This window comes from Pantoea sp. S-LA4 (assembly GCF_054482835.1).
Genome location: NZ_JBTLRC010000003.1, coordinates 100,496 through 124,820, shown reverse-complemented (window position 1 = coordinate 124,820; position 24,325 = coordinate 100,496). Strand labels below are relative to the sequence as shown.

The 24,325-nt window shown below is 53.7% G+C and carries 16 protein-coding genes; 8 read left to right on the top strand and 8 right to left on the bottom strand.

Going from position 1 to position 24,325, the window contains the following annotated elements; all coding sequences use genetic code 11:
• The first annotated feature begins 481 nt into the window (after positions 1 to 481).
• Both ACX3P5_RS20455 and feoB read left to right on the top strand, forming a co-directional pair.
• Positions 482 to 709 carry a FeoA domain-containing protein gene (locus tag ACX3P5_RS20455; RefSeq protein ID WP_458969219.1) on the top strand — a complete coding sequence of 76 codons (228 nt, stop codon included), beginning with the start codon at positions 482 to 484 and terminating at the stop codon, positions 707 to 709.
• A complete protein-coding gene (gene feoB, locus ACX3P5_RS20450) occupies positions 706 to 3,039 on the top strand; it encodes a Fe(2+) transporter permease subunit FeoB (RefSeq protein ID WP_233988902.1) in 2,334 nt (777 codons plus the stop codon). Before ACX3P5_RS20455 ends, feoB begins: the two co-directional genes overlap by 4 nt.
• 66 nt (positions 3,040 to 3,105) lie before the next feature.
• Here the strand turns inward: feoB and ACX3P5_RS20445 are convergent, their stop codons facing one another.
• A complete protein-coding gene (locus ACX3P5_RS20445) occupies positions 3,106 to 3,654 on the bottom strand; it encodes a TetR/AcrR family transcriptional regulator (protein ID WP_233988903.1) in 549 nt (182 codons plus the stop codon).
• A 149-nt stretch (positions 3,655 to 3,803) separates the two neighbouring features.
• Here ACX3P5_RS20445 and ACX3P5_RS20440 point away from each other — a divergent pair, with 149 nt between their 5' ends.
• Entirely contained in the window at positions 3,804 to 4,649 is an 846-nt protein-coding gene (locus ACX3P5_RS20440; RefSeq protein ID WP_458969218.1) for an oxidoreductase, read from the top strand.
• On the top strand, positions 4,639 to 5,670 hold the full coding sequence (locus ACX3P5_RS20435) for an NADP-dependent oxidoreductase (protein ID WP_458969217.1): 1,032 nt from the start codon (positions 4,639 to 4,641) through the stop codon (positions 5,668 to 5,670). The genes ACX3P5_RS20440 and ACX3P5_RS20435 overlap by 11 nt, the downstream gene beginning before the upstream one ends.
• 278 nt (positions 5,671 to 5,948) lie before the next feature.
• Here the strand turns inward: ACX3P5_RS20435 and ACX3P5_RS20430 are convergent, their stop codons facing one another.
• Positions 5,949 to 6,971: a tyrosine-type recombinase/integrase gene (locus tag ACX3P5_RS20430; RefSeq protein ID WP_458969216.1), complete on the bottom strand. Its 1,023-nt coding sequence runs from the start codon at positions 6,969 to 6,971 to the stop codon at positions 5,949 to 5,951.
• A 778-nt stretch (positions 6,972 to 7,749) separates the two neighbouring features.
• Between ACX3P5_RS20430 and ACX3P5_RS20425 the strand changes: the two genes are divergently transcribed.
• Positions 7,750 to 8,220: an SgcJ/EcaC family oxidoreductase gene (locus tag ACX3P5_RS20425; RefSeq protein WP_233988907.1), complete on the top strand. Its 471-nt coding sequence runs from the start codon at positions 7,750 to 7,752 to the stop codon at positions 8,218 to 8,220.
• A gap of 186 nt (positions 8,221 to 8,406) precedes the next feature.
• Here ACX3P5_RS20425 and ACX3P5_RS20420 read toward each other — a convergent pair whose 3' ends face one another.
• Positions 8,407 to 11,418 (bottom strand): autotransporter outer membrane beta-barrel domain-containing protein, encoded by a 3,012-nt coding sequence (locus ACX3P5_RS20420; RefSeq protein ID WP_458969215.1) that lies wholly within the window; start codon positions 11,416 to 11,418, stop codon positions 8,407 to 8,409.
• A gap of 761 nt (positions 11,419 to 12,179) precedes the next feature.
• Here ACX3P5_RS20420 and ACX3P5_RS20415 point away from each other — a divergent pair.
• Positions 12,180 to 12,389: a YdgH/BhsA/McbA family protein gene (locus tag ACX3P5_RS20415; RefSeq protein WP_031377939.1), complete on the top strand. Its 210-nt coding sequence runs from the start codon at positions 12,180 to 12,182 to the stop codon at positions 12,387 to 12,389.
• A 360-nt stretch (positions 12,390 to 12,749) separates the two neighbouring features.
• On the opposite strand, the gene ACX3P5_RS20410 is transcribed toward ACX3P5_RS20415, so the two are convergent.
• Together ACX3P5_RS20410 and ACX3P5_RS20405 are read right to left on the bottom strand one after the other, a co-directional pair.
• A complete protein-coding gene (locus ACX3P5_RS20410; protein WP_458969214.1) occupies positions 12,750 to 18,320 on the bottom strand; it encodes an ATP-binding sensor histidine kinase in 5,571 nt (1,856 codons plus the stop codon).
• Positions 18,317 to 18,703 (bottom strand): response regulator, encoded by a 387-nt coding sequence (locus tag ACX3P5_RS20405; RefSeq protein ID WP_458969213.1) that lies wholly within the window; start codon positions 18,701 to 18,703, stop codon positions 18,317 to 18,319. The genes ACX3P5_RS20410 and ACX3P5_RS20405 overlap by 4 nt, the downstream gene beginning before the upstream one ends.
• A 532-nt stretch (positions 18,704 to 19,235) precedes the next feature.
• Here ACX3P5_RS20405 and ACX3P5_RS20400 point away from each other — a divergent pair.
• The gene (locus tag ACX3P5_RS20400; protein ID WP_233988911.1) at positions 19,236 to 19,445 is read left to right on the top strand and encodes a YdgH/BhsA/McbA-like domain containing protein; all 210 of its coding nucleotides are present in this window, start codon (positions 19,236 to 19,238) and stop codon (positions 19,443 to 19,445) included.
• Between the two features lie 69 nt (positions 19,446 to 19,514).
• On the opposite strand, the gene ACX3P5_RS20395 is transcribed toward ACX3P5_RS20400, so the two are convergent.
• Together ACX3P5_RS20395 and ACX3P5_RS20390 are read right to left on the bottom strand one after the other, a co-directional pair.
• The gene (locus ACX3P5_RS20395; protein ID WP_458969212.1) at positions 19,515 to 20,957 is read right to left on the bottom strand and encodes an amidase family protein; all 1,443 of its coding nucleotides are present in this window, start codon (positions 20,955 to 20,957) and stop codon (positions 19,515 to 19,517) included.
• 153 nt (positions 20,958 to 21,110) lie between these two features.
• Positions 21,111 to 21,599, bottom strand: a complete 489-nt coding sequence (locus ACX3P5_RS20390; RefSeq protein ID WP_233988913.1) for a GNAT family N-acetyltransferase — start codon at positions 21,597 to 21,599, stop codon at positions 21,111 to 21,113.
• A gap of 94 nt (positions 21,600 to 21,693) precedes the next feature.
• Here ACX3P5_RS20390 and ACX3P5_RS20385 point away from each other — a divergent pair, with 94 nt between their 5' ends.
• A complete protein-coding gene (locus ACX3P5_RS20385; protein ID WP_233988914.1) occupies positions 21,694 to 22,656 on the top strand; it encodes a LysR family transcriptional regulator in 963 nt (320 codons plus the stop codon).
• On the opposite strand, the gene ACX3P5_RS20380 is transcribed toward ACX3P5_RS20385, so the two are convergent.
• A complete protein-coding gene (locus ACX3P5_RS20380; protein WP_458969211.1) occupies positions 22,610 to 24,142 on the bottom strand; it encodes a Fic family protein in 1,533 nt (510 codons plus the stop codon). The genes ACX3P5_RS20385 and ACX3P5_RS20380 overlap by 47 nt on opposite strands.
• Positions 24,143 to 24,325 lie beyond the last annotated feature (183 nt).

The following is a 24,325-nucleotide window of genomic DNA, read 5'->3' as shown; positions in this document are numbered from 1 at the left end:
AATTAAGAAGCTGGCCCTGACTACCGTTATCGTGCCAGCTTCAAACACGCGCCCGCAATGACCTCCTGAACAGGCGCGCCGCCGGGCCGAAGGCCCGATGTGTATTATCGCTTTATTGAATGATGTAACTAAGTCGCTAACGGTTAACTGCCTGATAGGCAGCCAACCGCAAGCCCCCGGAAATCTCTGATTTCATGTCGCCCGCGCCATAAAATCAGCTCACCGGGGCGATGGACTTAGTGGATAGCCAGCTGTCGCGGTAAGGCCGTCAGGTCTGTCAGGAAAGAGGCGTGAATCCGCCTTTCCGCGCATCACCGTTTGCTGGCAGTCGCGAGCGGGTGAGGTGTGGCCAGAATCTGTAAATCGTTGAGCTCAGGTTGACGTTTCCTGACATTATTCAGGGTCGCCCGATGTCAGATCAAAATCGGGAATGCTTATCATTTATATAATCACTGCCACTTACCCCCAATCAGATGGTCATATGGCGATGAACATGCATAGCACCTACCGTATCCTCGGCTATCAGCCCGCAGTGAACCCCGCCTGGCGTCAGAAATTGCTCACCATGGGCATGCTCCCGGGTGCCATCATTGAGATTATCCGCGTTGCGCCGATGGGCGATTCGGTACAGATCCGTACCCGGCGCGTCAGTCTGGCTGTGCGGCAGCGTGACCTCGACGCCATCATCCTGGAGGAGATAGCCTCATGAAAAATATCACTATCGGGCTGATCGGGAATCCGAATACCGGCAAGACCACCTTATTCAACCAGCTGACCGGCGCACGCCAGCGGGTCGGTAACTGGGCGGGCGTGACCGTCGAGCGCAAAGAAGGGCAATTTTTTACCGCTCAGTCAGATGTCCGGCTGGTCGATCTGCCTGGCACCCGTTCCCTCACCACGCTGTCGGCGGAAAGCTCCATCGATGAGAGTATCGCCTGCCAGTATCTCTATCACGACCACGCCGATTTAGTGATTAACGTGGTCGATGCGTCGAATCTGGAAAGCAATCTGTTCCTGACGTTCCAGCTTCTGGAGCTGGGCGTGCCCTGCATTGTCGCCCTGAATATGCAGGATATCGCCGCCAGTCAGAATATCAGTATTGATATCGAGGCACTGTCTGTCCGGCTGGGCTGTCCGGTGGTCTCGCTGACGTCAACCCGGGGTGAAGGGCTGGCCCAGCTTAAAGCGCTGATCGACAATCCGCACCGCTATTCTTCGCCTGAACGGGTGCGCTATCCGGCGAACATTGAAACGGCTATTCATCAATTGTGCGAACTGATGCCCGCATCGATACATCCTCAGAAACGTTACTGGCTGGCGCTGCAGTTACTGGAAGGGGATATCAACAGCCAGCAGCTCTGTCCGACGCTGGTGCCGCATCTGGCCGAAATCATTCAACAGGCCGGTGGTGATACCGGCGTGACGATTGCCGATTATCGTTATCGCGCAATTCATGCCCTGTGTGGTGCTGTCAGTAACATTCATCATGCCGCGCCCGGCAGTCTGACCAGCCAGATCGATAAGGTTGTGCTGAACCGCTGGCTGGGTATCCCGATCTTTCTGGCGGTGATGTACGTGATGTTCGTGCTGTCGATTAATATCGGGGCGGCATTACAGCCGCTGTTTGATAGCAGTTCGGTCGCCCTGTTTATTCATGGCGCGCAGTGGCTGGGCTATGTCTGCCATTTCCCCGCCTGGCTCACCGTCTTTCTGGCGCAGGGCGTTGGGGCAGGTATCAATACCGTGCTGCCGATCATTCCACAGATTGGCCTGATGTTTCTGTTCCTCTCTTTTCTGGAAGATTCCGGTTATATGGCTCGCGCCGCCTTTGTGATGGATCGTCTGATGCAGTCACTGGGACTGCCGGGTAAATCCTTTGTCCCGCTGATTGTCGGATTCGGCTGCAATGTTCCTTCGGTGATGGGCGCCAGAACCCTGGACACGCCGCGTGAGCGACTGCTCACGGTTTTAATCTCACCCTTTATGTCCTGTGGCGCACGGCTGGCCATCTTCGCCGTTTTTGCCGCCACGTTCTTCAGCACGCACGGTTCCAGCCTGGTTTTTTCACTCTATCTGCTCGGTATTCTGGTGGCGATCGTCACCGGATTAATACTGAAACATACCTTGCTGGGCGGTGAAGCCTCGCCCTTTATTATGGAGTTGCCGGTTTATCATCGACCTCATCTGAAGAGCCTGCTGATCCAGACCTGGCAGCGGCTGAAAATGTTTGTGGTGCGTGCCGGACGGGTCATTATCCTTGTCAGTATGCTGATTGGTTTGCTGACCAGCTTCTCGTTCAATGGTCAGCCGGTCGAGGATATCAACCATTCTGCGCTGGCCACCACCAGCAAAGCGATCACCCCGGTTTTACAACCTATTGGCGTCACTCAGGATAACTGGCAGGCAACGGTGGGATTGGTTAGCGGCATCATGGCGAAAGAGGTGGTGGTCGGTACACTGAACAGTCTTTATACCAGTGAGGCGATTCAGAACGGTGACTTTAATCCTCAGCAGTTTAATCTGCTGAGCGAGCTGAAGGATTCAGTCACCGAGACCTGGACTGGCCTGACTGCCGCGTTAAGCCTGGATGCACTGGCCCATCCTATCGATGCCAGCAAAGGCGATGGCGAAATGGCGGCGAGTCAGATGAGCGTGATGTCAGCCAAATTTGGCAGCGGCATTGCGGCCTACAGCTACCTGATCTTTGTGCTGCTGTATGTCCCGTGCGTGTCGGTGATGGGCGCTATCGCGCGCGAAGCCGGTCGCAACTGGATGCTGTTCTCCTTCTTCTGGGGGCTTAACATCGCCTTCACCACCGCAACGCTGTTTTATCAGAGCGTGACCTTTGCCGAACATCCCGCCTTCAGCACCACCTGTCTGATTAGCGTTATCGCACTGAACGCGTTGATCTTGCTGGCGATGCGCAAATCGGGTTCCCGGATGAAACAGCATCCGCTCACGCTGCCTGTCGTCACCAGCGGTTCGGGTTGCAGTGGTAGCTGCAGCGGTTGTGCTAAACAGGATAGCTTCGCGCAGTAATGCGGTTTGATTCCGCCGCCGGTGGCGATGAACAGGCCGCCGGCGGCGGAGCTGATCCGGGGCTCCTCACGGCCGATCGAGAATGCCCTTACGGCATACCTCAAGGATTTCATCCGCCAGCGGATCGTTATCCGGACAGGCGCGTGACAGCACCATGGCGCCCACCATCCGGGCGATAGTATTGATTAACGCCGCCCGGTCTGCTGCTGTTGAATCGCTTTCCGGGGTTAACGCCGCCAGCTGTTTTTCAAGCCCGGCCGCGAAGGCGTGTTTGACCTCGTCCGGCTGGCGAGCCGTATCCGCGCCCAGTGCCGCCATCATGCAGCCGGTTGCCATTGCATCACGATGACGGCGTGACAGGTAATCCGTGATAAACCCGGCCTTATCCGCCCCTTCAATTTGCGCAGCTGCGGATGAAAATCCACAGCTCACCGCCTCCGCCATCAGATCGGCTTTTGACTGAAAATGTTTATAGAAACCACCGTGGGTGAATCCTGCTGCTGACATCAGTTCTGCCACACCAATGCCGTCATATCCCCTGGCCCGGAACAGTTCCGACGCGGTTTTGACGATATGCGCCCGATTCTCCTGCACCTGCTGTTTCGACACTTTCATTGCTGGCCACCTCCCGTTCATGTTGGCACCATCATACATTTATGATGATCGTAATCAAAGCGATTGACATTATAGATTATGATCATCATCATTAATCATCTGCCAGCCTGCTGACATTGACCACTAAAGACAACATTAAGGGTGCCACTATGACTGTTAAACCTATCGCGCTGGTTACCGGCGCATCGTCCGGTATTGGCAGGGTCACCGCGAAGAAACTCATCGCTGCAGGCTATCGGGTTTATGGCACCAGCCGGCGCGGCAGTCAGGCGGGAGATCAGGGTTTCCCCTTACTGACGCTGGATGTGACAGAGGATGATTCAGTGACAGCTGTAGTCAGAGAACTATTGCAGCGCGAAGGGCGCATCGACCTGCTGGTAAATAACGCCGGATATGGCATCGCGCCGGCAGCCGCAGAAGAGTCTTCAATCGACCAGGCAAAGCATATCTTCGATACCAACTTCCTCGGTATGGTGCGAATGGTGGTTGCCGTGCTGCCTCAGATGCGCCGCCAGGGCAAGGGTCGCATCATCAATATCGGTTCTGTCATCGGGATCGTGCCGCTGCCCTATGTTGCGCTTTATGCTGCCAGTAAGCATGCCGTTGAAGGTTACTCCGAATCGCTGGACCATGAACTGCGTACCTACGGAATAAGGGTATCCGTTATCGAGCCCGCCTATACCCGAACCGATTTTGAAAACAACAGTCAGCTACCGGATCTTCCCCGGGAAGAATTTGCGCCGATACGCAGCAGATTAACCGATATTGTCAGTCAGGCGATGGCGAAAGCAGATGAACCTGAAATCGTGGCTGAGGTGATTGTCCAGGCGGCGCAAAGTACCCGACCCAGGCTGCGCTATACCGCAGGCAAACTGGCCACCAGACTGGCCTTATTGCGCCGTTTCGCCCCTGCAAGCGTGCTTGATAAAGCAGTACGGAAAAGCCTTCAGCTCGACACCATCAAACCTAAAGGGCACAAAGCCGATGGACAATAGCAACAACCGCGCGTTTACACTTCAACGCTATGGCAAGTCTCCGCAGTCTGGTTTTCAGCCCGTTACCTTACCTGAGCCGAATGCACACCAGTTGCTGGTTGAGGTCTATGCGGCCGGCCTTAATCCCATCGATAACCTGATCCCCACCGGCATCTTTAAGCCGGTTCTGCCATTAACCTTGCCGGCCGTTATCGGCAGCGATCTTGCGGGTATTGTGGTTGCGACAGGCAGTGAAGTAACACGCTTTAAGCCTGGCGATGAGGTGTTTGCCAGCACTTTTGATAGCGACTACGGCTCTCTGGCTGAATTTACCCTGGTGAATGAGAGTGCGGCCGCACTAAAGCCGGTTAACCTCGATTTTATTCAGGCTGCGTCGCTGCCGATGGTCAGCCTGACCGCCTGGCAGGCGTTGTTCGAACGTGCCGGCCTGCAGCCAGGCCAGAAAGTTTTTATCCCTGCCGGTGCGGGCGGTATCGGTTCGTTTGCTATTCAGCTGGCTAACCAGTCGGGTGTTACGGTTGCCACCACGACCAGCAGCGCTAATGTTGAGTGGGTGACACGGCTCGGCGCGAATGTGGTCGTGGACTACACAAAAGAGCGGTTTGAGTCGATTTTGCAGGATTATGATGCGGTGCTGGCTACGCTAAAAGGAGACGAAATCGAAAAGTATCCGGATATTCTCAGGCCTGGCGGGAAGATTGTGTCTCTGGTGGGTCCCTTAGATGTCAGCTTTGCTCGTGCCCGACGATTGAACATAATGATTACGGTGATTGCAGGATGGCTTAGCCGCAGGATTAAACGGCTGGCGAAAAAACGCGGCGTCGATTACTCGTTTCTTTTTGTCCGGCCTGATGGCCAGCAACTCAGCCAGATAGGTCACTATATTGAGACGGGTCGCATCAGGCCCGTTATCGATAGCGTGTTCCCGTTCGAAAAGGCGGCGGCGGCGCTGGAGCATTTGCAGCAGGGACATGCGAAAGGAAAGGTAGTGGTCGCTGTAAAGAAGGAATCGCGTACTTAACCGCAAACGGGCCAGCCTGCAGCGCTTTAGTCATCCTCTGTGACAGGGTCTCTATGACACCGTTACGGCACGCAATCTGGTCTGGGTGACTCTCTGCGCACGTCACCGATCACCGCTGACATCCGCGTAATATGAATGGATTTTCAGCCGTAGCGGAAAGCGCCCGTTATCCCTTATTTGTTAATCATATAGGCTCCGCCAGTACCGGCTTACACACAGGCTGTCCACTTTTTCTGTGGATAACTATCAGCGATAACAGCACCAGAAACGTTAAGGCGTCAGTCTGACGGCTGTTCCATGAGATCCACCATGGCACCTTTATGGGCATCGAGGTGGCGGATATAGCGCATCAGGGTCTCCGGTTTTTTCCAGGTTCCTTCCTGCATGATCTGGGCGATAGAGTACCCCTTTGCGGCCATATCCTGCGCTGCGCCGACACGCGCACTGTGTCCACTCCAGCCGGTGTAGCGGTTTTTATTAGGCTTTACCGGATCGCGCTGGCCCGCAACGGTCCAGGCTCGTGAGAAAATCTGCTCCAGTGCACGCGTACTCAGCGGACTCTCCGCAGCGATTACCTGACCAGAGCGGTGCACGGCGCTAAAAAGGAAAGCATCTGGCTGACTGGCCAGTCCTGATGCCTGAATCCATGCGTTAAGCCGCTGCGTTGAGTAGGAGCTCAGCGCTTTCACCAGACCGCCTGTCTGCACCACGGTTTTTGTCCAGCCAACATCAAGAATGATACGGCCATCCGCGGCGTAGGCCACATCCCGAATCCGCAGGCGCGCCAGCTCACTGATACGCAACAAAGTGGCATAAGCCACATGCAAAAACGCCAAATCACGTAGCTGCTGTAAACGGACTGAACAACGCCAGTGATGATCCAGTTTCAGCAGATCGTCGAGCCTGAACGGTACGGCCTGACCGGCTCGTTCTCCCTTCATCACCGCAACACGATTTATTTTCTTCACCGCGCGAAAAACCACCGGCGAATGATTGGGCGCAGGTAATCCGGCGTTACGGTGTAACATCGAGATCAGGGCAGCGTGTGAATTAACGGTGGATGAGGCCCGGCCGCTCTCTGCCAGGAATGACAGATAATCGCGCAGGTCATCTGAAGCCATCGGCAAAAAACTACGCTGATGTTTTTCCGCCCACTGGCTACAGATACGCATCACGCTAAGCAGTTGCCGCCAGGTATTCGGCGAAAAGGCCTCTTTGTCCTGAACAAACTGTTGTAGCTGCGCCGTGATGTCGGCATGAGCCGGCGTACTGACGTTTGCCAGCTGAGTTAACGTTGTCATCTCTGCTCATCTTTTGTTCTGCGTTGCGATTGATCGCGCTACGTGAATTCTGGTGTGCCATACCCCTGAACTGAAGTCAGAATTGACGTAGCGTTGCCATTTTTGAACTGCGTTTTGTGCTTGCCTGGCCTAATCGTATGACCAGGCTACTTCTCTGGATTCGTATAAGTACAATTATACGAAGCCAGAAGATCAAAGGACAGCGTTCTTTGATCGTTAGTGGTTATCGCTGAGGGAAAGAGCGGGCGATGCCCACTGCTAAATGGCCCGCACTCAATACCGCTGATATTGCCAGTCGGACGCGTGCCGGATAATGCTTTATCTAAGATTAATAACCTTATCTGGCAAACAGACAGGCTTAACTTAAAAAAACAATTAAGACTCCGATGAATAATGATGTTTTTTTGTCAGCCTCCCATCTGTAAAATCCAATCGGGAATGAAACTTTAATTCATAAGATTTATAATTTTTAATTATCCATCGTTCGTAATAAGATTTACTTCAATGTTTAAACTGAGCCACCTGTTATCAGTTGATAATGACCCCGGACAGGTGTCGATAGTCGGTAGCGTGACCCACAACAGGTTATGTCATGTTGCTGGCGTAATCATCACCTCTCAAATCAGAATTTAAATCTAAATGCTGAATAAACCAGGAACAAAAAACTAAATACGAGAATATTGCAGATTTAAGTGTTGCATGAGCATGCCGACAGATATCCTTTATTCATTATATCAGCACCCATTGACGTTTATTCTTAACCGAGGTTTTACTGAAAATGAAAAAAAGTTTATTGTCACTCTGTCTTTTAGGTCTGTTTTGTCTGCCGAAAGTCACCTTAGCCGCTGAACCGGTAAACTGTATTAAAGCCTCTGAACAGGATGTAGCGAGTCTGTTTACTAAATGGAATGATTCGCTGGCAACTGGTGATTCGAAGAAAGTTTCAGATTTATATGTCAGCGACGCTGTACTGCTGCCAACGCTCTCTAATCAGGTCAGACTGACCGATCAGGAACGCATTAATTACTTCAATGACTTCCTGAAAAAAGGACCACAGGGTAAAATTGATTCGCGCACCATCAGAATTGGTTGTAATAAAGCGATTGATACCGGTGTTTATACCTTCACCTTTAAAGACAATAGCAATGTAACGGCGCGCTATACCTTTACCTATGTCTGGGACGGTAAGGACTGGAAAATCTCAACGCATCACTCTTCAGCGATGCCGGAAACGGTTACTCATCCCTGAAATAAGCCCTCGCTCCGTTAATAATCAGCGAGTTTCAGCCTGAAACTCGCTGATTTATCTGTTACCTCTCTTATCCTCGTATAGCCCGAAAATCCGCGAATAACTACCCAATCGCCACCCGTTTCAATTCATGTTGAATAGTGAAAGAAAAAAGGGGCGAATGCCCCCGAAAAAGAAATATATCCGTCAGAAGGACCAGGACATTCCCAGGTTTGCAGTCCAGGGTGATTCTATCCGGTCTCCCTGGGTATAGCCTGCATCAGTATGAACGCTAAGCCGGTCGGTTAATTTCGCATTAACCCCCAACTGGTACACACCGCGGGTGCCGCTGACATCATTGGTAAAACGATCGTCATTCACCCGGACTTCATTATCATCAATAAACTCCTGAGCAACAGCCAGCTTGAGATAAGGCTGAATCTGCGCATCCTGAATTAAAAACTCATGCCCCAGATTAACACCAGCTTCACCGATGACTGAATGCTGAGCACCGGAATGCGCTTTCATCCCATTGGAGAGGGCATAATCCTGGGAGGTACTGGTGAAACCCATCACCGAGGCATAAGGCGCGATATAAAAGGCACCGAGATGAAAATATTTACCTGCCTGCAGGTTTGTTCCTATCCCTGTCGTGGTGTAAGAATCTTCTGCTACCGTACCGCTTGTCATTCGGGCATTAATGTCATGTCTGAAACGGTTTATTTTCAACACGCCATCAAAATAGAGGCCTGAATCATCAAGGTAACTGGCATATGCGCCTGCTGAATAAGAATCAACCTTACCATTCCCACCCCGATCAAAATCAACCTTAGAATGGCTGTAGGTAAAAAACAGACCCTGCGAGAAAATACCTTCAGCTAACTGCTCAGCCTTATCCGCGCCTATTGTTACGCCGTTTACATCCATGTCGTAACCAGCGCCAGCAGAGCTACTCAGGTTATAACGGCTGGTGGTAAAATGTCCCCATACGTTCGTGTCGTGACTCAATACACGCGCCTGATCCAGGCGACTACGGACAGCACTCAGTTCTGACTGGAAGATCAGCGGATCAACGGTCGCCATTGACAGCACCGCAGCAGTGCTCGGAGTAATTGTCGGCGCGATGGAAGGCGAGACCGGTGATACGGCTGGATTTTCCGAAACCGGTTCCGTTGTCGGTGCGGGCTCATCTGGAGTGGTTGCCGGAATCGGATCGGCCACAGGATCATCGACCGACGCCGCGGGAGCCGGTTCTGCGGCAGGCTGATCTGCTCCCGCTGCGGGAGTCGGTTCTGCGGCAGGCTCATCTGCTCCCGCTGCAGGTGCAGGTGTAGGCTCTGCTGCCGGCGTCTCCGTTGCAGGTTGAGGATCGGATTCCGCATCCGGTACAGGATCTGTGGCCGGCTCAACGGTCGGATCAGGTTGCGTCTGCGCCTGTGGAGAGAGCGCCCAGCTACCGTTACCCTCTGCGATTAAGTAATACTGGTAAGTCCCGACATCAACAACATGACCATTATTAGCCAGAGTAAAGTCCGCATCTCCTCCGCCGGTCTGAATGACCTGCAAAGCGGACGCTGACGCAGGGCTGGTACCGGTATCAGCAATATAGAGGTCGAAATTACCGTCAGCTTCACCGGTGACCGTCAGAAAATTGCCCTTTACGCTGGATAAATCACTGTTCATGTAAAAGGCGCCCGATCCATTCAGGCTATTGAGAGTCAGTGATGAGTATTGTGCTTGTGAGGCTTCGCCTGCAGCAGGATCAAAATAAATGCTGCCGCCGTTCATCGTCACAGCACCTAAGGCAAATGCGTAAGCGCTGGTGCCTGTTGTCCCGTCCGAAAGATGCAGATTCCCGGTACCCGACAACGTGAGATCGGCATCCCGCGTATCAGCACCGCCCACTAACGTTAACTGACCACCGTCATTGACGGCAATGTTACCCTGAAGCGTGGAGGTCGTGTCTGTTCTTGCAGCGTTCGGATTAACGGAGAGGGTGCCATTAATCGTGGCATTCGTTAAAGTGCCAGAGTTGATAATAGCGCTGGCGCCGTTTTGGATTAGCAGGTCAGTTGCTGTAGCGGCCTCAGTGCCGCCGAGAGTATACTGGCCTCCCTGGATCACGGTATTGCTGTCAATACCGCCGGCATTGCTCATCTGGCCGCTATTCAAAACAGTGTTAACAGCATTCCCTTTATTAATCAGTAAATTACCACTATTGAAAATACTGTCACTGATGGTGGATGTATCATCATTAAGCGTGACTGTCGCGCCACTCACCGTCCAGTTATTAGCCTGGCCATTATCATTAATGGCCGATGTCACGCCGTCTTCTAATATGGCATTGTTGGACAGGGCTTGCTGTCCATCCTCCGTGCTACCGGTCAGTGTGAAAGAGGCTCCGGCCTTAACAAGGGTGTTATTATCAATACCCCCGTTGTTTTGCATTTCGCCATAAACAGTCGTGTTGTTGGCCGTTCCATACTGTAATCCCGATTTATCGGTTTCCGTTTTGTTATGAAGGAAATACAGAATCTGTAATGTTCCGCCTTTATTAACGATTGAGTTATTGCTCGTTCCGTGATTATCAACCGTCTGCAGGCCGCCTTCATTGATCACCGTATTATTAGATATCGCGGTATCAATCCAGTCGTTATCCAGATTTGAGCCTGTCTGCAGTATGCCACCTGAATTGACAATCGTGTCCGTGTCGATACCAAAACGGTTTTCCAGGAATGCGCTGCCGCTCAGAACAGTACGATTCATGCTGCCGCCCGTCGCCGAATCCACTGTGCCGTTAAGCCCTGAGTTTATCGATAATATTCCTGCTGTTGCCGTTACGTCGTTCGTGGCGCCGTTGACCAGCAGTGCGCCGCCAGACATGGTAACAACATTAGATTCACCGCCATAAATAATATACTGCGTGCCACCAAGGAGAGTTGTATTATTAGCGACACCGAAAATATACTGGCTACCAGAATTAATGGTAGTATTATTCGCAATGCCGTTAACAACTTGCTGAGCGTTATCACTCCCTGCAATAACTTCATTATTTACCGTCGTCCCGGCATTAACTAACGGCGTATAGGCTGCTGTGGCCTGATTAGTTAACGCAACAATAATCGCTACAGCTAACAATAGCGGCTGGGTGTTAATCTCCATTAATTCACCTGTATTAAATGTCCATTCATAATAAACTCCCTTTGAAGCCAAAACCACAGCACCACCCGGTTTTCATACGGATAGCGGTGTGATCGCAATCATAAAACATTGCGTAATTATTGTCTGGTAAATTTATTAAAAACAAACAACCCGATTACTTCTGTTTAGCACGCTAAAATTTACCAAAGGCGTTTATAAAAGATAAAAATGAAGTTTATTGCTAACCCGGATTCCCATATTGGAAGACAAGATATTTTTGTGTTAACTATATTAACTAATATAATACTCAAGGAACCATTAATCCTGAATTGGCAACAACAATTAAAACTGCTGTTTCTATAAATGAGTATCAGGCGAATCAATTTTTTAAATGGCATTCAGGGCGGCAGTTATTAAAGGAATGCTGAACTAACGACGAGGTCTTCCTTAAGCGGCTTTCGTTCAGATAAAAAGGGCAGTTGTGTGACAGGTAGTGTGCGGGAATAGCGATTATTTAACATAATCTATGTTTTGCGCACTTTGTATCATGCTGATTTGATTTACTTTTTTGAGCGGCACCGGCTGCGGCGAAACCCACAGCCACTCTCGTAGCCTGATAAAGCGCCTGATTAACCCCATCCTCCGCTCTTTACACCATAATCACGCGCATCAAAAAAGCCTGCCGATCGTAAGGCTCTTTATGGCACACAGACATCATTCATATTTTTTGATAAAGCAAAGCAATAAACACGGATTTTCATTGCCAGACCTTCACTCTACTATGCATTCCATCGAGGCAAAACGCCTCAAAATCTAAATCTCAACTTCAGGAACTGACCATGAAAAACTTCAAAAAATTCGTTGTAGTCGCTGTGCTGGCCTTCATCTCTTCAGCAAGTTTCGCGCAGACCGTCACCGCGACCGCCTCCACACTGGATGGCGCAGAAGCACAGATTGCGGCCAGGGCTAAAATGGCCGGCGCGGATTACAGTATTACCGAGGCGTACAGCGGCAATCAGGTCCATATGACCGCACGACTGATTAAATGATCATGGTCGCAAAGGGATTTGCCAGAAAGGGCTGCCGTCAGGTGGCCTTTGCTGGATGACGGATTAACAGAATAAGCGAGGGCTTTACGCTTTCTCGCCTGCACAACACACAGATCCGCTGTGCGGATAAATCATTCTGCCGACCGACCGCTGGCGATTAAATGAGATAATTACCGTGAATATGCTGAAAACCTGCGTGGTGCTGATCGTTGTTGGCCTGTTTTTGTTGATTATGAAGAGATGCGACAGGCCTGCGAGATAATGGCGACTATATACCGACTGACGCAGGCAGACGGACGCGGCCAGTCAGCCTCTCCGCTCGCCCTGCCTTGTGCTGCTCTCAAAACAGCGGAACGGCACTCAGCCAGTCGTCTCTTTTCCTTCTAATGGCAGCGTAAACCAGAACCGGCTCCCGCCTTCCTGACGATTCTCTGCACGTAACTCACCGCCGTGACGCTTAATAATCTCATTACTGATGGTCAGCCCCATGCCCATCCCTTCCGATTTGGTGGTGTAAAACGAATCGAATATTTTTCCGATCACCGCATCGGACAGGCCCGCGCCGTTATCAGCAACTTCAATGCGAATCACCTGACTGGAAGGATGGTAAGAGGCGATGCGCAGATGGCGTACGCCGCTGTTATCTGCCATCGCTTCGATGGCGTTAATCACCAGGTTAAGCAATACCTGCTGTATCTGAACGCTCTCACAGAAAACGTTATCGTTTTCTGCCGCCAGATCCAGCTCCAGCGAGACAAAACGACGTTCCAGCTCCAGACGCGACAGCACAATAATATCCCGGGTAATCAGGTGCATTTTTGCCGGCGCAAACTCAGCAACCTGATTACGCGTCAGCGCCTGCAGTCCGCGAATAATATCGCCCGCCCGCCGGCCTTCCCGGATGATTTCATCCAGACTGCTGCTGGCATTTTCCAGATTTGCCGGGTCACGTCTGAGCCAGCGCTGGCTGGCGCCGGCATTCGCCACGATGGACATCAGCGGCTGATTAATTTCATGGGCGATGGACGAAGTGAGCTGGCCAACGGTGGTTGCCCGCGCGACGCGGGCTAATTCTGCCTGAGCAATACGCACCGCATCCTCCGACTGACGCTGTGCCGTGATATCCGTCAGCGTGCCAAAATATTCGGCCACTTCTGGCCAGTTTTCATTGGGCTCGCCAATGCCTTTGATGTACCGGCATTCTCCGTCATCCCGAATGATGCGAAACTCAGCCTGCATAACCGTTCCTTCCCGCACGCTGGTTTCAATCAGCGCCCTGAGGCAGAGAATATCATCCGGATGAACGCGACTCTGAAATTCAACCATCGAGGTAGTCGCCTGTGACTCTGGCAGCCCCATGATGCGTTTATATTCATCGGAGATGTACTGAATATCGGGCTCAAGATGCCAGTGCCAGGTGCCGGTATGACTGATCTTCTCACCCAGCATCAGCGAGGTCTGGCTGGCACGCAGCTGTTTTTCAATTTTGCGGCGCTGAATATTCTCATCCACCAGCTCGGCGTACAGGCGAGCCGTCTCAAGGGATACCGCCGCCTGCGCACCCAGCATTGATACGATCCGGGAGTGATCGGCGGTAAACACATCCGGCATCAGGCGGTTTTCCAGATAAAGCACGCCTACCATCTGCGCCTGTCTGAACATCGGGACACACATCACCGCTGCGCCCGAGGCAACCAGATAGTTATCCTGACTGAAGGGGCTGAACACCTCGGGCTTACCGGTCCGGATCTCCTGTCCGGTGCGGATCACCGCCGACAGCACCGACAGAGGTAGATCGGTGGCGACCGGTAATTCCCGGACAATCCTCACTTTTACGCCGTCCACGGTGGTCGAGGCTCTTGCCTGAATTTCCGGTACGTTGCCATCGATCAGGCGAATCAGCATACAGTGCTGGGCACCGGCACGTTCCACCAGCATCATCATCAGGATGTGAATCAGCCGGTCCAGATTAATCTCTTCGGTGAGCGCGCGCATCACCGTCACCATGCTCTGCAGATCGCTGATGACCGGACTCTGCTCAAACGAGACGGTACTCAGTGCGGTCTGCGTCGGATGGCTGGCAAGCGCCGGATGCTGCATCTCCAGCTGGCGAACCTTGGCCCCGGCACCCCAGCGGTCCCAGGCGGCGATAGCCCCTTTGATATAAGCATCGCCGGCAAACGTCATGTTACTGGCGTATGCCATGCGCGCAGCCAGTTCACAGGTCAGCCCATTAATGTGATGAAACTGCCCTTCGCGCGACAAATTAATCGCTTTTTCAAACTGCTCAAACGCCTGCGCCGTTTTTCCTTCCAGACGAAGCCACTCCGCCCGCAGCAGGGCTTCTTTATCTGCGAACGTTTTGCTGTTTTCATTTGACCAGGTCACAAGCCTGTTGAGGTGCTGCTCCAGCTGCAGGCGTAACGTATCCGTCATCGCCCCGGTTTTAAGCGGTACGGTCAGCGAAAGCGCACTATACAGATGATAATCGAGCATATGCACATGCCCCGGAATACGTTCGGTGAACGGTTCGGCCTGTTTAAACCAGGCGTCTGCCGCCGCATATTCATTAGCGAAGAAGTGGGCCATCGCTTTATAGAGCCGCGACCAGAACTGCATCAGGTAGATGGGTTCAACAGCCTGTTCGGGCCTGACCACTTCCAGCACCGGCGTCAGAAAGTCATCACCGGTGAAGAGAGGGCTGCGTGGCTTGCGCAGGAAAAGCACATAGTCCAGCTGCATGCCGAGAATCACTTCCACATCACGGTACTGCGCCTTTCTGACAAACTGCATGCCACGCGCAATCGAGGTGTGGACCCCATCAAGATGATCGCCACGGGCAAGGGTATTCATGATGATGTGTCGCAGCGCCAGACAAGCCGACGTCCGATCGCCCGTTTCAACCCCGACGTCGAACGTTGCCTTTGCCCGTTCAATTGCATAGGTCAGCGGCATCGTCCAGATGCTGACCTGATCAAGCGGCAGCAGCGTCCGGGCTTTAAAGCTGACAAAGTCATGCTTATAGACCAGTTCCCGCGCCAGCAGCGTGCTGGCAAAGCCGCGGCTGTACTCATCATATTGATCGCCGCACACCACGCCATACCAGGAGAGCGCAAGCGTGGAGGCACCACTGAGTCCGCGCGCCATCGTCAGGTGAAGCAGCTGGCACAGGATCATAAAGTGCAGCCGCGGGTTGATGAAGGCGGCAAAGGTACTGGCGCTGGCCAGCAGATTCATTACCGCTTCCGTATTTTTACAGTTTACCCGCGACAGCGAGCGAAAGCGGGTGTACGGATTTTTACCCACATCCTCCTTCAGCTTCGTCCGCGCCTCATCACACTCCGCCTGATCCGGATGGCGGTTGAGATGGATGCCAAACACGGCCAGCCAGGCCAGCGCCGTCTCCAGCGCCAGCTTACTGTCTGACTGACGCATATGGATTTCAGCAATCAGACAGGCGGCCCCGGCTTTATCCGCCGCTTCACCCGGTGAAGATTGTACGCGGGTACTCAATGCCAGCGCGGCAGGCAGATCACCGTTCAGAAATTCGCACTCGGCTTCTTCAAGCAGAAATTCACTGCTTTCCGCATACCCTGCGCCGTGGTGAAGCGATCGGGCGGTCTGCAGATAACGCAGCGCGGAAAGGTAATCGCCGCTATTTTTTGCGCGTCTGCTGGCGCTGAGTAATAGCTGACAGAACGGCCGGGTTTCTTGCCTGAGCAGCGTAAGATTTTTAACCGCCAGGATGTGATGAGCGGCCCGGAAAAGCACCGCATGGGTAATATCGTGCTCCGATTGCTGGCGGTAATAGCGTGCTGCAGCGTAATGGAAGGCATCCTTATCTTCATAGCGCAGCAGATTAAGCGCCGCCTCATGCATGCTGTCGTGCATAAAGGCATAGCCTATCTCATTACGGGTGATCAGTCTGGCCGTCACGGCGGGCAACAATGTCTGCTCTATCTCTGCAGCAGAGACCCCGATAATCCGGCTCATGACCTCAAGCTCACCGGTGCTGCCCAGCGAGGCGAGCTGACCCAGCATCCTGCGGGTGGCAAGCGGCAGCGAGGCGAGATGCTGCAACACGCTGGCCGCCACGTTCGCCGTATAGTGACAGTGTTTTATCGCCTCTGAATCGTAGGTCCATCTGAACGGCGCATGATGCGTAATGAATCCCTGCCGGACCGCCTGGCGGAAGAAGTCATGGGTCGCGAGCGGATTACCGCCGGTTTTTTCATGAATGACGCGCGCAAGCTCCGCCGTCGCCGAACTGCGGGTATGAAATCGCCCCGCCAGCCAGCTGGCAATACTCTTCTCCGAGAGCGGTTCTGGCGTCATCTCCATGATGCGTGTGGTCGCAGCGCGCAGCTGATTCAGATTGCCCGCAATGAGCGGACAGGGTAACGAGGTGATATCCCGGTGCGCAATAACCAGCAGCAGCGGGATATCTTCATTCAGACCCAGCAGATGCTGCAGCAGCAGCAGTGAAGCCGGATCGGCCCAGTGGCCGTCATCGATCAGCATTACCAGCGGCTGCCCCTGTGCCGCAAAGGCTTTAACCAGACTGCAGGCCACCAGATTAAACCGGTCTTTGGCATCAAGGGTATTCGAGTGCGGCAAAACAGCGGCTTTCTGATTAAGCAGGATACCCAGTTCAGGCACCAGGTTTACCGCCAGGCCGGTATAGGCTCCCAGCGATCGCGAAATATGCGCTTTCCAGCGGGACATCTCCTCGGCGGGCAGGCCCAGAACATGCAGCGTCAGCGTTCTGAATGCCTCGGTAAAAACGGCATAGGGTAAGATCGGCGAATGCTGATCGACTTTCACCACGCTGAGCATCGTTTTCTTGTTACGCAGCAGTTTAAGCGATGAAGCGATCAGCGAGGACTTCCCCGAACCGGCGGCGCCGCTGAGGGTGACCAGACAATGTTTCCCGCTCTGACTCACCGCCTCAAACGCTGACAGGATATCGATTGCCTGCGGATGATCGGTAGCGAGGGCTTCGGAGGAGAAGTTCGCGGAGGAAGAATCCTGCAGTCCCAGCGTAAAAGACTCGATTGATCCGTCCGGCATCAGGGTTGCAGCACAGCGGCGCAGATCGGCCAGTACCCCATCAGCGGTCTGATAACGATACTCTGGCGATTTGGCCAGCAGTTTCAGAATCAGCGCGGAGAGCATCGCCGGAACGTCTGAACGAATGGTATGAGGCGGCAAGGCTTCCGAGGCAATGTGATGATGCACCCATTCAGCATGGCCGCCTTCAGGGCTGCCATAGGGCAACCTGCCGGTCAGCAACTCATAAAGCACAATACCCAGACTGTAGAGATCACTGATACTACTGACCGGGTGGACAGAGCGGGATGTATGCTCCGGCGACATATAAGCCAGGGTTCCTGCGGCTACCGGCAGCTGAGCCGGTTCAGGCAGATCGCTCTGCACCGACGAGAGCCCGAAGCCTCCCAGCAAGACAGTACCCTCATCGCTAAAGAAGAAGTTGGCCGGCTTGATATCGCCATGTACCAGCCCCTGCTGATGTGCCTGGCTCAGGCTGCTGCAAAGCCGCGCGGCGCAATGAAGACATTCAGCCAGGGTGCCCGCCGGCTGACAGAGAACATCGGCCAGCGTGCGATAACCGAATCCGCGATAAATCAACGCATAGCGACCCTGATAAAGGGTGTGTCCCAGCGGTTTTAGCGCCCAGCTTTCCGCCAGTCTGTCACGCAGTTCATATTCATTTTTTAGCCGTTGCGTGACCTGAAAGAGGGACTCTTCACTGGCGGCGGTCGCCAGTACAAAAGTTTCACCGGTGGCGGCGTGGCGGCACCGGACCCACTCAATATTGCCCTCCTGCGCCAGCGGGCTGAAGACACTCTCGCCTGATAAGGTTAATTCATCGTTTTCTGCTGCGTTCAGTGCCTGTGGATTTGTACTCATTGGCGGGCAGCCCTTGAGGAGAATTCCTGTCGGATATGTTCAAACAACGTATCAATTTCGATAGGTTTTGGCAAAAAGGCAATCGCCCCCAGATTAATGGCATAGCGCAGCATATTCTCATCACCGTTGCCTGAAATGATAATCCCCGGTGGATTTTCAATGCGTTGAGTCAGGTTGATAAACAACTCGAACCCATTCATTCCCTTCAGCTGCACATCAATGATAAAAAGCGCGGCATTCGCCATCGCGGCGTCATCACTCAGCAGAGATTCGGCAGACTCGAAGGCCTCGGTCAGATAGCCCTCAGACCGGAGCAGATTGGTCAAACCACTACGTACAGAACGTTCATCATCAATGACGACAATGCACTGCGACAGCTGCATGCTGTTTTCCTTACATAAAGCTCAGGCCTGTTTCAGGCATTTCCATAACAGGATGATTCACCTGATAGCGGGGTGGTGTCGCCGGTTTTTGAGTGTCCGACCAGCCGTTGCCGTCAGGGACTCCGTCAACGTTGTGAGGCTGCCGAATCTCCCGCTGCGTAACGGGTCGTGCCCATTGTAGGAACCTTTTTTCCTTCAGACTATTATCCTTAGGTATAACCACGACCACGCAGATTTCACCGGCTGCCACTGGTTCTTCCTCTGTAAACGGGCTTTCTGTCCGCCAGCCTTGTTCCCCGGCTGACGCCCTTATCGTCCGCCTTCCGGCGGCTTTGCCGATCGCCCACTTGTCTGCTGCGATAACCGCTGGCTGAAGGCCCGCCTGGTGTATCACGGTGAAACAGGACAACATCAGTTTTTTTGATTTACTTCAGCATATTTCTGGCATTTTCATCGGCTCACGTCCGGCGTAATCTGCATCACATCGAGGCAGACTGCCTTAACAATTCAACTTAACGCTGGAAAACTCACCATGAAAAACATCAAAAAAATCGCTGCAGTTATCGTTCTTTCTCTGGTTTCAACCGTCAGTTTTGCCCAGACGGTAACGGCTACCGCTGCCACGCTGGACGCCGCCGAAGCGAAAATTGCAGCCAGCGCTAAACAGGCGGGAGCCGGTTACCGCATCACTGAAGCCTACAGCGGGAATCAGGTCCATATGACGGCGCGTCTGACCCGATAACGCCTGGTTCTTTCGTGAAAAGGGCGGCCAGCGGGCAGCCCTTTTCGCGTTCAGCGCGGCTGGGGTCATTCATTCATTAAAAGCGGGCATCAGCCGTTTGCCGATGACGCTTTCCACCGCGATAGCGGCCTGGAGAATATCCGCATCCTGTCCCGGCGCCCCGTAGAGCGTAATGCCAAAGGGTAAACCTTCCGCATCTGCGCCTGCGGGTATCGCCACCACCGGCGCGCCCGCTTTTCCGGTACATTTTGCCGCGGCTGACAGGGGCGACAGCAAAACATCGGCCTGTGCGGACGCCAGCGCAGCCAGAATCCCGTTCTCAAGACTTAGCGCTATGTCCTGCTGGCGATCGCCTGCATATTCTGCTGAATGGATATCCGGTGCCGCCTCAGTGGCCTCCAGCAGAGACTGACCATAGGGAATGTGCGCCGGATGGGCGCTGTTCCACGCAATGATGTCGCGTAAAGAGCCGATACCACAGGGTTTTAGCGCCGTCAGCAGGCGGTTGAGGCTGGCGCGAAACTCCGTGCGAAATACGCATGAGCGAACGTGGCTAAGCTGCTCTGCAGAAGGCAGATCGCAAGGGTCGATAATCCCGGCGCCCGCCTGAGCCAGTGATTGCAGCAGATTGTCAAATGCCGCGGTGTGCGCGGGCGTCAGTACACTGTCGGCAATGAAGCGGCGCGGAATACCGATCCGCAGCCCCGCCAGCCGGATATTGCGGCGGGATTCAGAAGGAAAAGTGGCAAGCGTCGCGCTGTCATTGCTGTCCGCGCCGGCGATAGCCTGATAGATCAACAGCGCATCATCGACAGTGCGCGCCAGGGGGCCCGGCGAATCCTGACTGGGAACCAGCGGGATAAAACCGTGACGACTGACGCGACCCACCGTAGGTTTAAAACCGACGATGGCACTGTGGACTGCCGGTGTCTGAAGAGAGTTTTGTGTTTCCGAACCGATGGCAAAACCGCAAAATCCGGCGGCGACAGCAGCGGCTGATCCCACGCTGGAGCCGCCTCCCCGGCCATACCGCAAGCCCAGCGGATGGCGGACAACGCCGCCCGCCCCGCTAAATTCGGCAGGCATTGTCTCTGCAACGAAGTCTGCAAACTCCGTCATATTGGTTTTCCCCAGCAGCACCGCGCCCGCTTCGCGCAGACGTGTGACTAACGTCGCCTCATAAGGTGGAACAAACTCAGCCAGCGCACTGGCACCCGCTGAAGCTACGCTGCCGTCCAGGGTGAAGGCGTTATCTTTGATCAGATAGGGTACGCCATGCAGCGGTCCCCTTATATGTCCGGCAGCACGTTCCGCATCGGCACGCCGCGCCTCTTCCCGCGCAAGGCGGGAAAGGCTTCTGACGCTGTTAATGCCCGCGTCGCCCTGATCGTATCGTTCGATACGATCCAGATACCACTCTGTGGCCTCCAGCGCGCTGATCTCGCCCGCCGCGATAGCTTCACCAATGGCCCGTGCTGAACCTGACGCCAGCAGCGCAACTTTCTCTTTCATGACAGCCTTCCTGAATTGACGCGCGGCAGCGCTTTAAACCGGGTAAAGGCACCGCAGTGCTTTTACCGGCATATTCTTATGAAACGTCTCGCAGATGGCGATCGGTCAGCGGCATCCTGTCATGATTGGCGTCAGCACTTTTCACAAATGGGTTCAGTTGAGCTCACGCGACGCAAACTTCTCCAGCGCCGGGCCATCAAGCCGGTAACGTACCCACTCGCTCAGCGGAAGCGCATCAATGCTGTGATAGAAATCTTTGGCGGATTTATCCCAGTCGAGCACATTCCACTCAATCCGGCTGCATTTCCGGCTGACAGCAAGCTGAGCAATATAGTGAAGTATGGCTTTGCCCGCTCCGCGTCCGCGATAGTCGGGCGTGAAATAGAGATCCTCCATATTCAGGCTACAGCGGCCGATCCAGGTCGAAAAGCTCATTGAAATAACGCAGTAACCCGCAACCACGCCCTCGATTTCACAGATGTAGGCTTCTGCGGTGCTGTCGGGGGCAAACAGGGTGCGTCTGATCTGATCAGCGTCCGGCACCGCCTGTAACGGCGCTTCGCTGTATACGGAGAGGCCATTGACCATGTTACAGATGGCATCCGTATCTTCCGGGCTGGCCTGTCGAATAATAACGCGCATAAATATTCTCTACTCAGTACCCTTTGATGCCCGTAAGGATAATCGCTATTCTTTAATGAATTAAGTGCAATAAAATCAATTACAGGTGAATCTGATGCATCATGTACTGCGACGTCTCGATCTGAATCTTCTGCCTGTTTTTGATGCCGTTTACCGGCACCGTTCGGTCAGGCTGGCGGCTGGTGAGCTGGCCATGAGCACCTCAGCGTTAAGTCATGCGTTAACGCGCCTGCGTGAATTTCTGAAAGATCCGCTGTTCTATCGCGAAGGACACCGGATGTGCCCCAGCGTCTTCGCGCATCAGCTGGCGCCTCATATTGCCGCATCCCTCGCCGTCCTCAATCAGCATCTCAGCCCGGTAAAGCCGTTTGAACCGCTGACCAGCACGCAATCTTTCCGGATTGCCGTTACGGATTACACCGCCTTCTGTATCTTTCCGGAACTGATTAAAGAGGTTGAAAAAAGCGCACCCGGCATAAATTTCGAACTCTGCCATCTGCCGCACAATCCTGCACTGAATGAATTACTGGCCGGTGAAGTGGACCTGGCGTTGAGTTTTAGCGAGCCGGATGATGTCAGACATCAGGATCTGGATGAGGTCGATTTGTTCAGCGATGAATTTGTGGTGATCAGTAACATCCGGCGTGTCAGCCTGACGCTGGAAGAGTATCTGGCGGCGGGTCATCTGGTGGTCACGCCGTGGAATGAAAAGAAAGGCCTGCTGGATACGCACCTTGCGCGACTGGGGCTGACGCGCCGGATCACCCTCAAAACGCCCTCAATGCTGAGCTCTCCGCATATTGTGGCGGAAAGTGAATTGCTGATGGCTATACCGTCTTATGTCGCCGGAAAAATTGCCCGATTAGCGAAGGTGAAAATATTCCCGCTGCCCTTTTTCGCCCCCGCTTTTACGGTGAAAATTTACTCCCACCAGCGTAGCGGCAAAAAATCTTCGGCCGACTGGCTGAAAAAGAATATTTTTCAGAGCATTCAGCGTCAGAATCTGACGCTTAATCACGCCCCTGCTCCTCAAATGCCGATCGGACTGCCTCAATAATCTGCCGGGCTTTTTCCTCCTCTTCAAACTGCGGGAACGCTTTTTTCAGCTTGCCGGACACCTGCCAGCCATTCTCCTTCAGCGACCGGATGATGCGGCTGGCATCCTGATCCGGCATCTCAATCACCTCTTTCAGACGCTGCTGCGCCCGCTGAAAAATCACCAGCACTCGCGCTTCGTCAGCCATTTCCGTTTGTACCGTATGCGCGATCACCCGGGCAGTGTAGAGCACCTGCTCTGTTAAGTCGGGATAGCGCCAGGCGAATCGCGCGTCGTCGTAGTCACTGAAGCTGAAGTTGCTCAGCGTACCGTCCGGATAGGTGATCAGCTCACCGAAACGATAGCTGCCGGCGTAACGCCGCATCAGGCGTTTTGAAAAAACGTCCAGCGTGCGATCGTAGCCTGCACGGAAATCCAGTGAACTGGTGATGGTGGCGGAAACCGGCAGAATGACGCCGTCCGGTACGGCCCGATCGCGAATCAGCGTATCGTTGATTAAAAACCGGTGGATGCGGCCATTGCCGTCGCGCATCGGGTGGATATAGACAAAACCAAAGGCGATAACGCCGGCACGCGCCAGCGGTTCAGCGCCGCGCGTGGCCTGTTCAAAAGCGTTCAGACCCTGCATAAAACGCGGAACGTCGGTGTAGTGCGGCGCAATGTAATGAACGATATCTTCCCGCATCGTTGCCTGTCCGACAAACACCGGCGAGCGGCGCAGTCCCAGCCCCAGCGCGTCGTGGCCCAGAATGCCTTTCTGTAAGGTGTGCAGGCTGGCCTCACTGAGCGGATCGTCAAGCTGGCCGCAATATTGCGCAATCACATGCGCAAAGCGCTGAATGCGATCGGCCTGGCTGGCCTCTTTCTCAATCAGAAAACTGGCGCGTGATTCCTTAAACGTTAGCCAGCTGGCGGTACGCATCAGGGTATCGGCGCCAAATGCGTTATCCAGTTCGGCAAGTGCCTGCCGGAGATCAAATGCCAGCGCCTGTTCTGTCACGGCGGTCCGTCGCACGATGGGGCAGAAATCGACGCTGCCCGGCAGATTGTCATTGATACGCCAGCGTTTCGATCGCTTTATGCCGGTGCGCGTCAGGTAGGCTTTAGCCGAAATCGCATCCACATAGCCGCCGTTGGTCACATCCGGCACCGCCAGCGTCTCGCCGGTCAGCCACTCATAGAAAAAACCGGCACGGCGGGCATATTGGCCGTAAGGTTCACGGCGGCACCAGTTTTCCAGCGGCTCAGGGCCGGTGGTGGCAAACAGACGGGCCAGAAACTCCAGATGGAGCTCTTCATATTTGAGGCCAAAAGCGAAGTGACCGGCAAAATCGTCTTCCGGGCGATAGCTGGGCGGATAGCGGTTCTCTATCTGGCCCTGACTCTCATGGCGGGATCGCACCGTGCCGATGGCCGATTCAACACGCAGCGGTTGCGCCAGCTCGATAGCATAACGTTCTGATAGCGCCTTAAAACCGACCAGCATGGTTAAATCCTTTATCTTACGACTGAAAATAATAATAAAAGAGAGATTTAACACGGAAACGATAACTTCGCCAGTCAGAGAGGTTAACGGCTGCCTGTAAAGGGTAATAAAAAGAGGTCTGGCGGTGAAAATGCTAATAAGGAAGGAGCCATCAGAACCGGGCAGTTTTCACAAAGCCCTGTT

What these genes read in the sequence shown, in the direction of transcription:
- ACX3P5_RS20455 (WP_458969219.1), top strand. Translation starts at nt 482, where the DNA reads ATGGCGATGAACATGCATAGCACCTACCGTATCCTCGGCTATCAGCCC.
- feoB (WP_233988902.1), top strand. Translation starts at nt 706, where the DNA reads ATGAAAAATATCACTATCGGGCTGATCGGGAATCCGAATACCGGCAAG.
- ACX3P5_RS20445 (WP_233988903.1), bottom strand. Translation starts at nt 3,654, where the DNA reads ATGAAAGTGTCGAAACAGCAGGTGCAGGAGAATCGGGCGCATATCGTC.
- ACX3P5_RS20440 (WP_458969218.1), top strand. Translation starts at nt 3,804, where the DNA reads ATGACTGTTAAACCTATCGCGCTGGTTACCGGCGCATCGTCCGGTATT.
- ACX3P5_RS20435 (WP_458969217.1), top strand. Translation starts at nt 4,639, where the DNA reads ATGGACAATAGCAACAACCGCGCGTTTACACTTCAACGCTATGGCAAG.
- ACX3P5_RS20430 (WP_458969216.1), bottom strand. Translation starts at nt 6,971, where the DNA reads ATGACAACGTTAACTCAGCTGGCAAACGTCAGTACGCCGGCTCATGCC.
- ACX3P5_RS20425 (WP_233988907.1), top strand. Translation starts at nt 7,750, where the DNA reads ATGAAAAAAAGTTTATTGTCACTCTGTCTTTTAGGTCTGTTTTGTCTG.
- ACX3P5_RS20415 (WP_031377939.1), top strand. Translation starts at nt 12,180, where the DNA reads ATGAAAAACTTCAAAAAATTCGTTGTAGTCGCTGTGCTGGCCTTCATC.
- ACX3P5_RS20410 (WP_458969214.1), bottom strand. Translation starts at nt 18,320, where the DNA reads ATGAGTACAAATCCACAGGCACTGAACGCAGCAGAAAACGATGAATTA.
- ACX3P5_RS20405 (WP_458969213.1), bottom strand. Translation starts at nt 18,703, where the DNA reads ATGCAGCTGTCGCAGTGCATTGTCGTCATTGATGATGAACGTTCTGTA.
- ACX3P5_RS20400 (WP_233988911.1), top strand. Translation starts at nt 19,236, where the DNA reads ATGAAAAACATCAAAAAAATCGCTGCAGTTATCGTTCTTTCTCTGGTT.
- ACX3P5_RS20395 (WP_458969212.1), bottom strand. Translation starts at nt 20,957, where the DNA reads ATGAAAGAGAAAGTTGCGCTGCTGGCGTCAGGTTCAGCACGGGCCATT.
- ACX3P5_RS20390 (WP_233988913.1), bottom strand. Translation starts at nt 21,599, where the DNA reads ATGCGCGTTATTATTCGACAGGCCAGCCCGGAAGATACGGATGCCATC.
- ACX3P5_RS20385 (WP_233988914.1), top strand. Translation starts at nt 21,694, where the DNA reads ATGCATCATGTACTGCGACGTCTCGATCTGAATCTTCTGCCTGTTTTT.
- ACX3P5_RS20380 (WP_458969211.1), bottom strand. Translation starts at nt 24,142, where the DNA reads ATGCTGGTCGGTTTTAAGGCGCTATCAGAACGTTATGCTATCGAGCTG.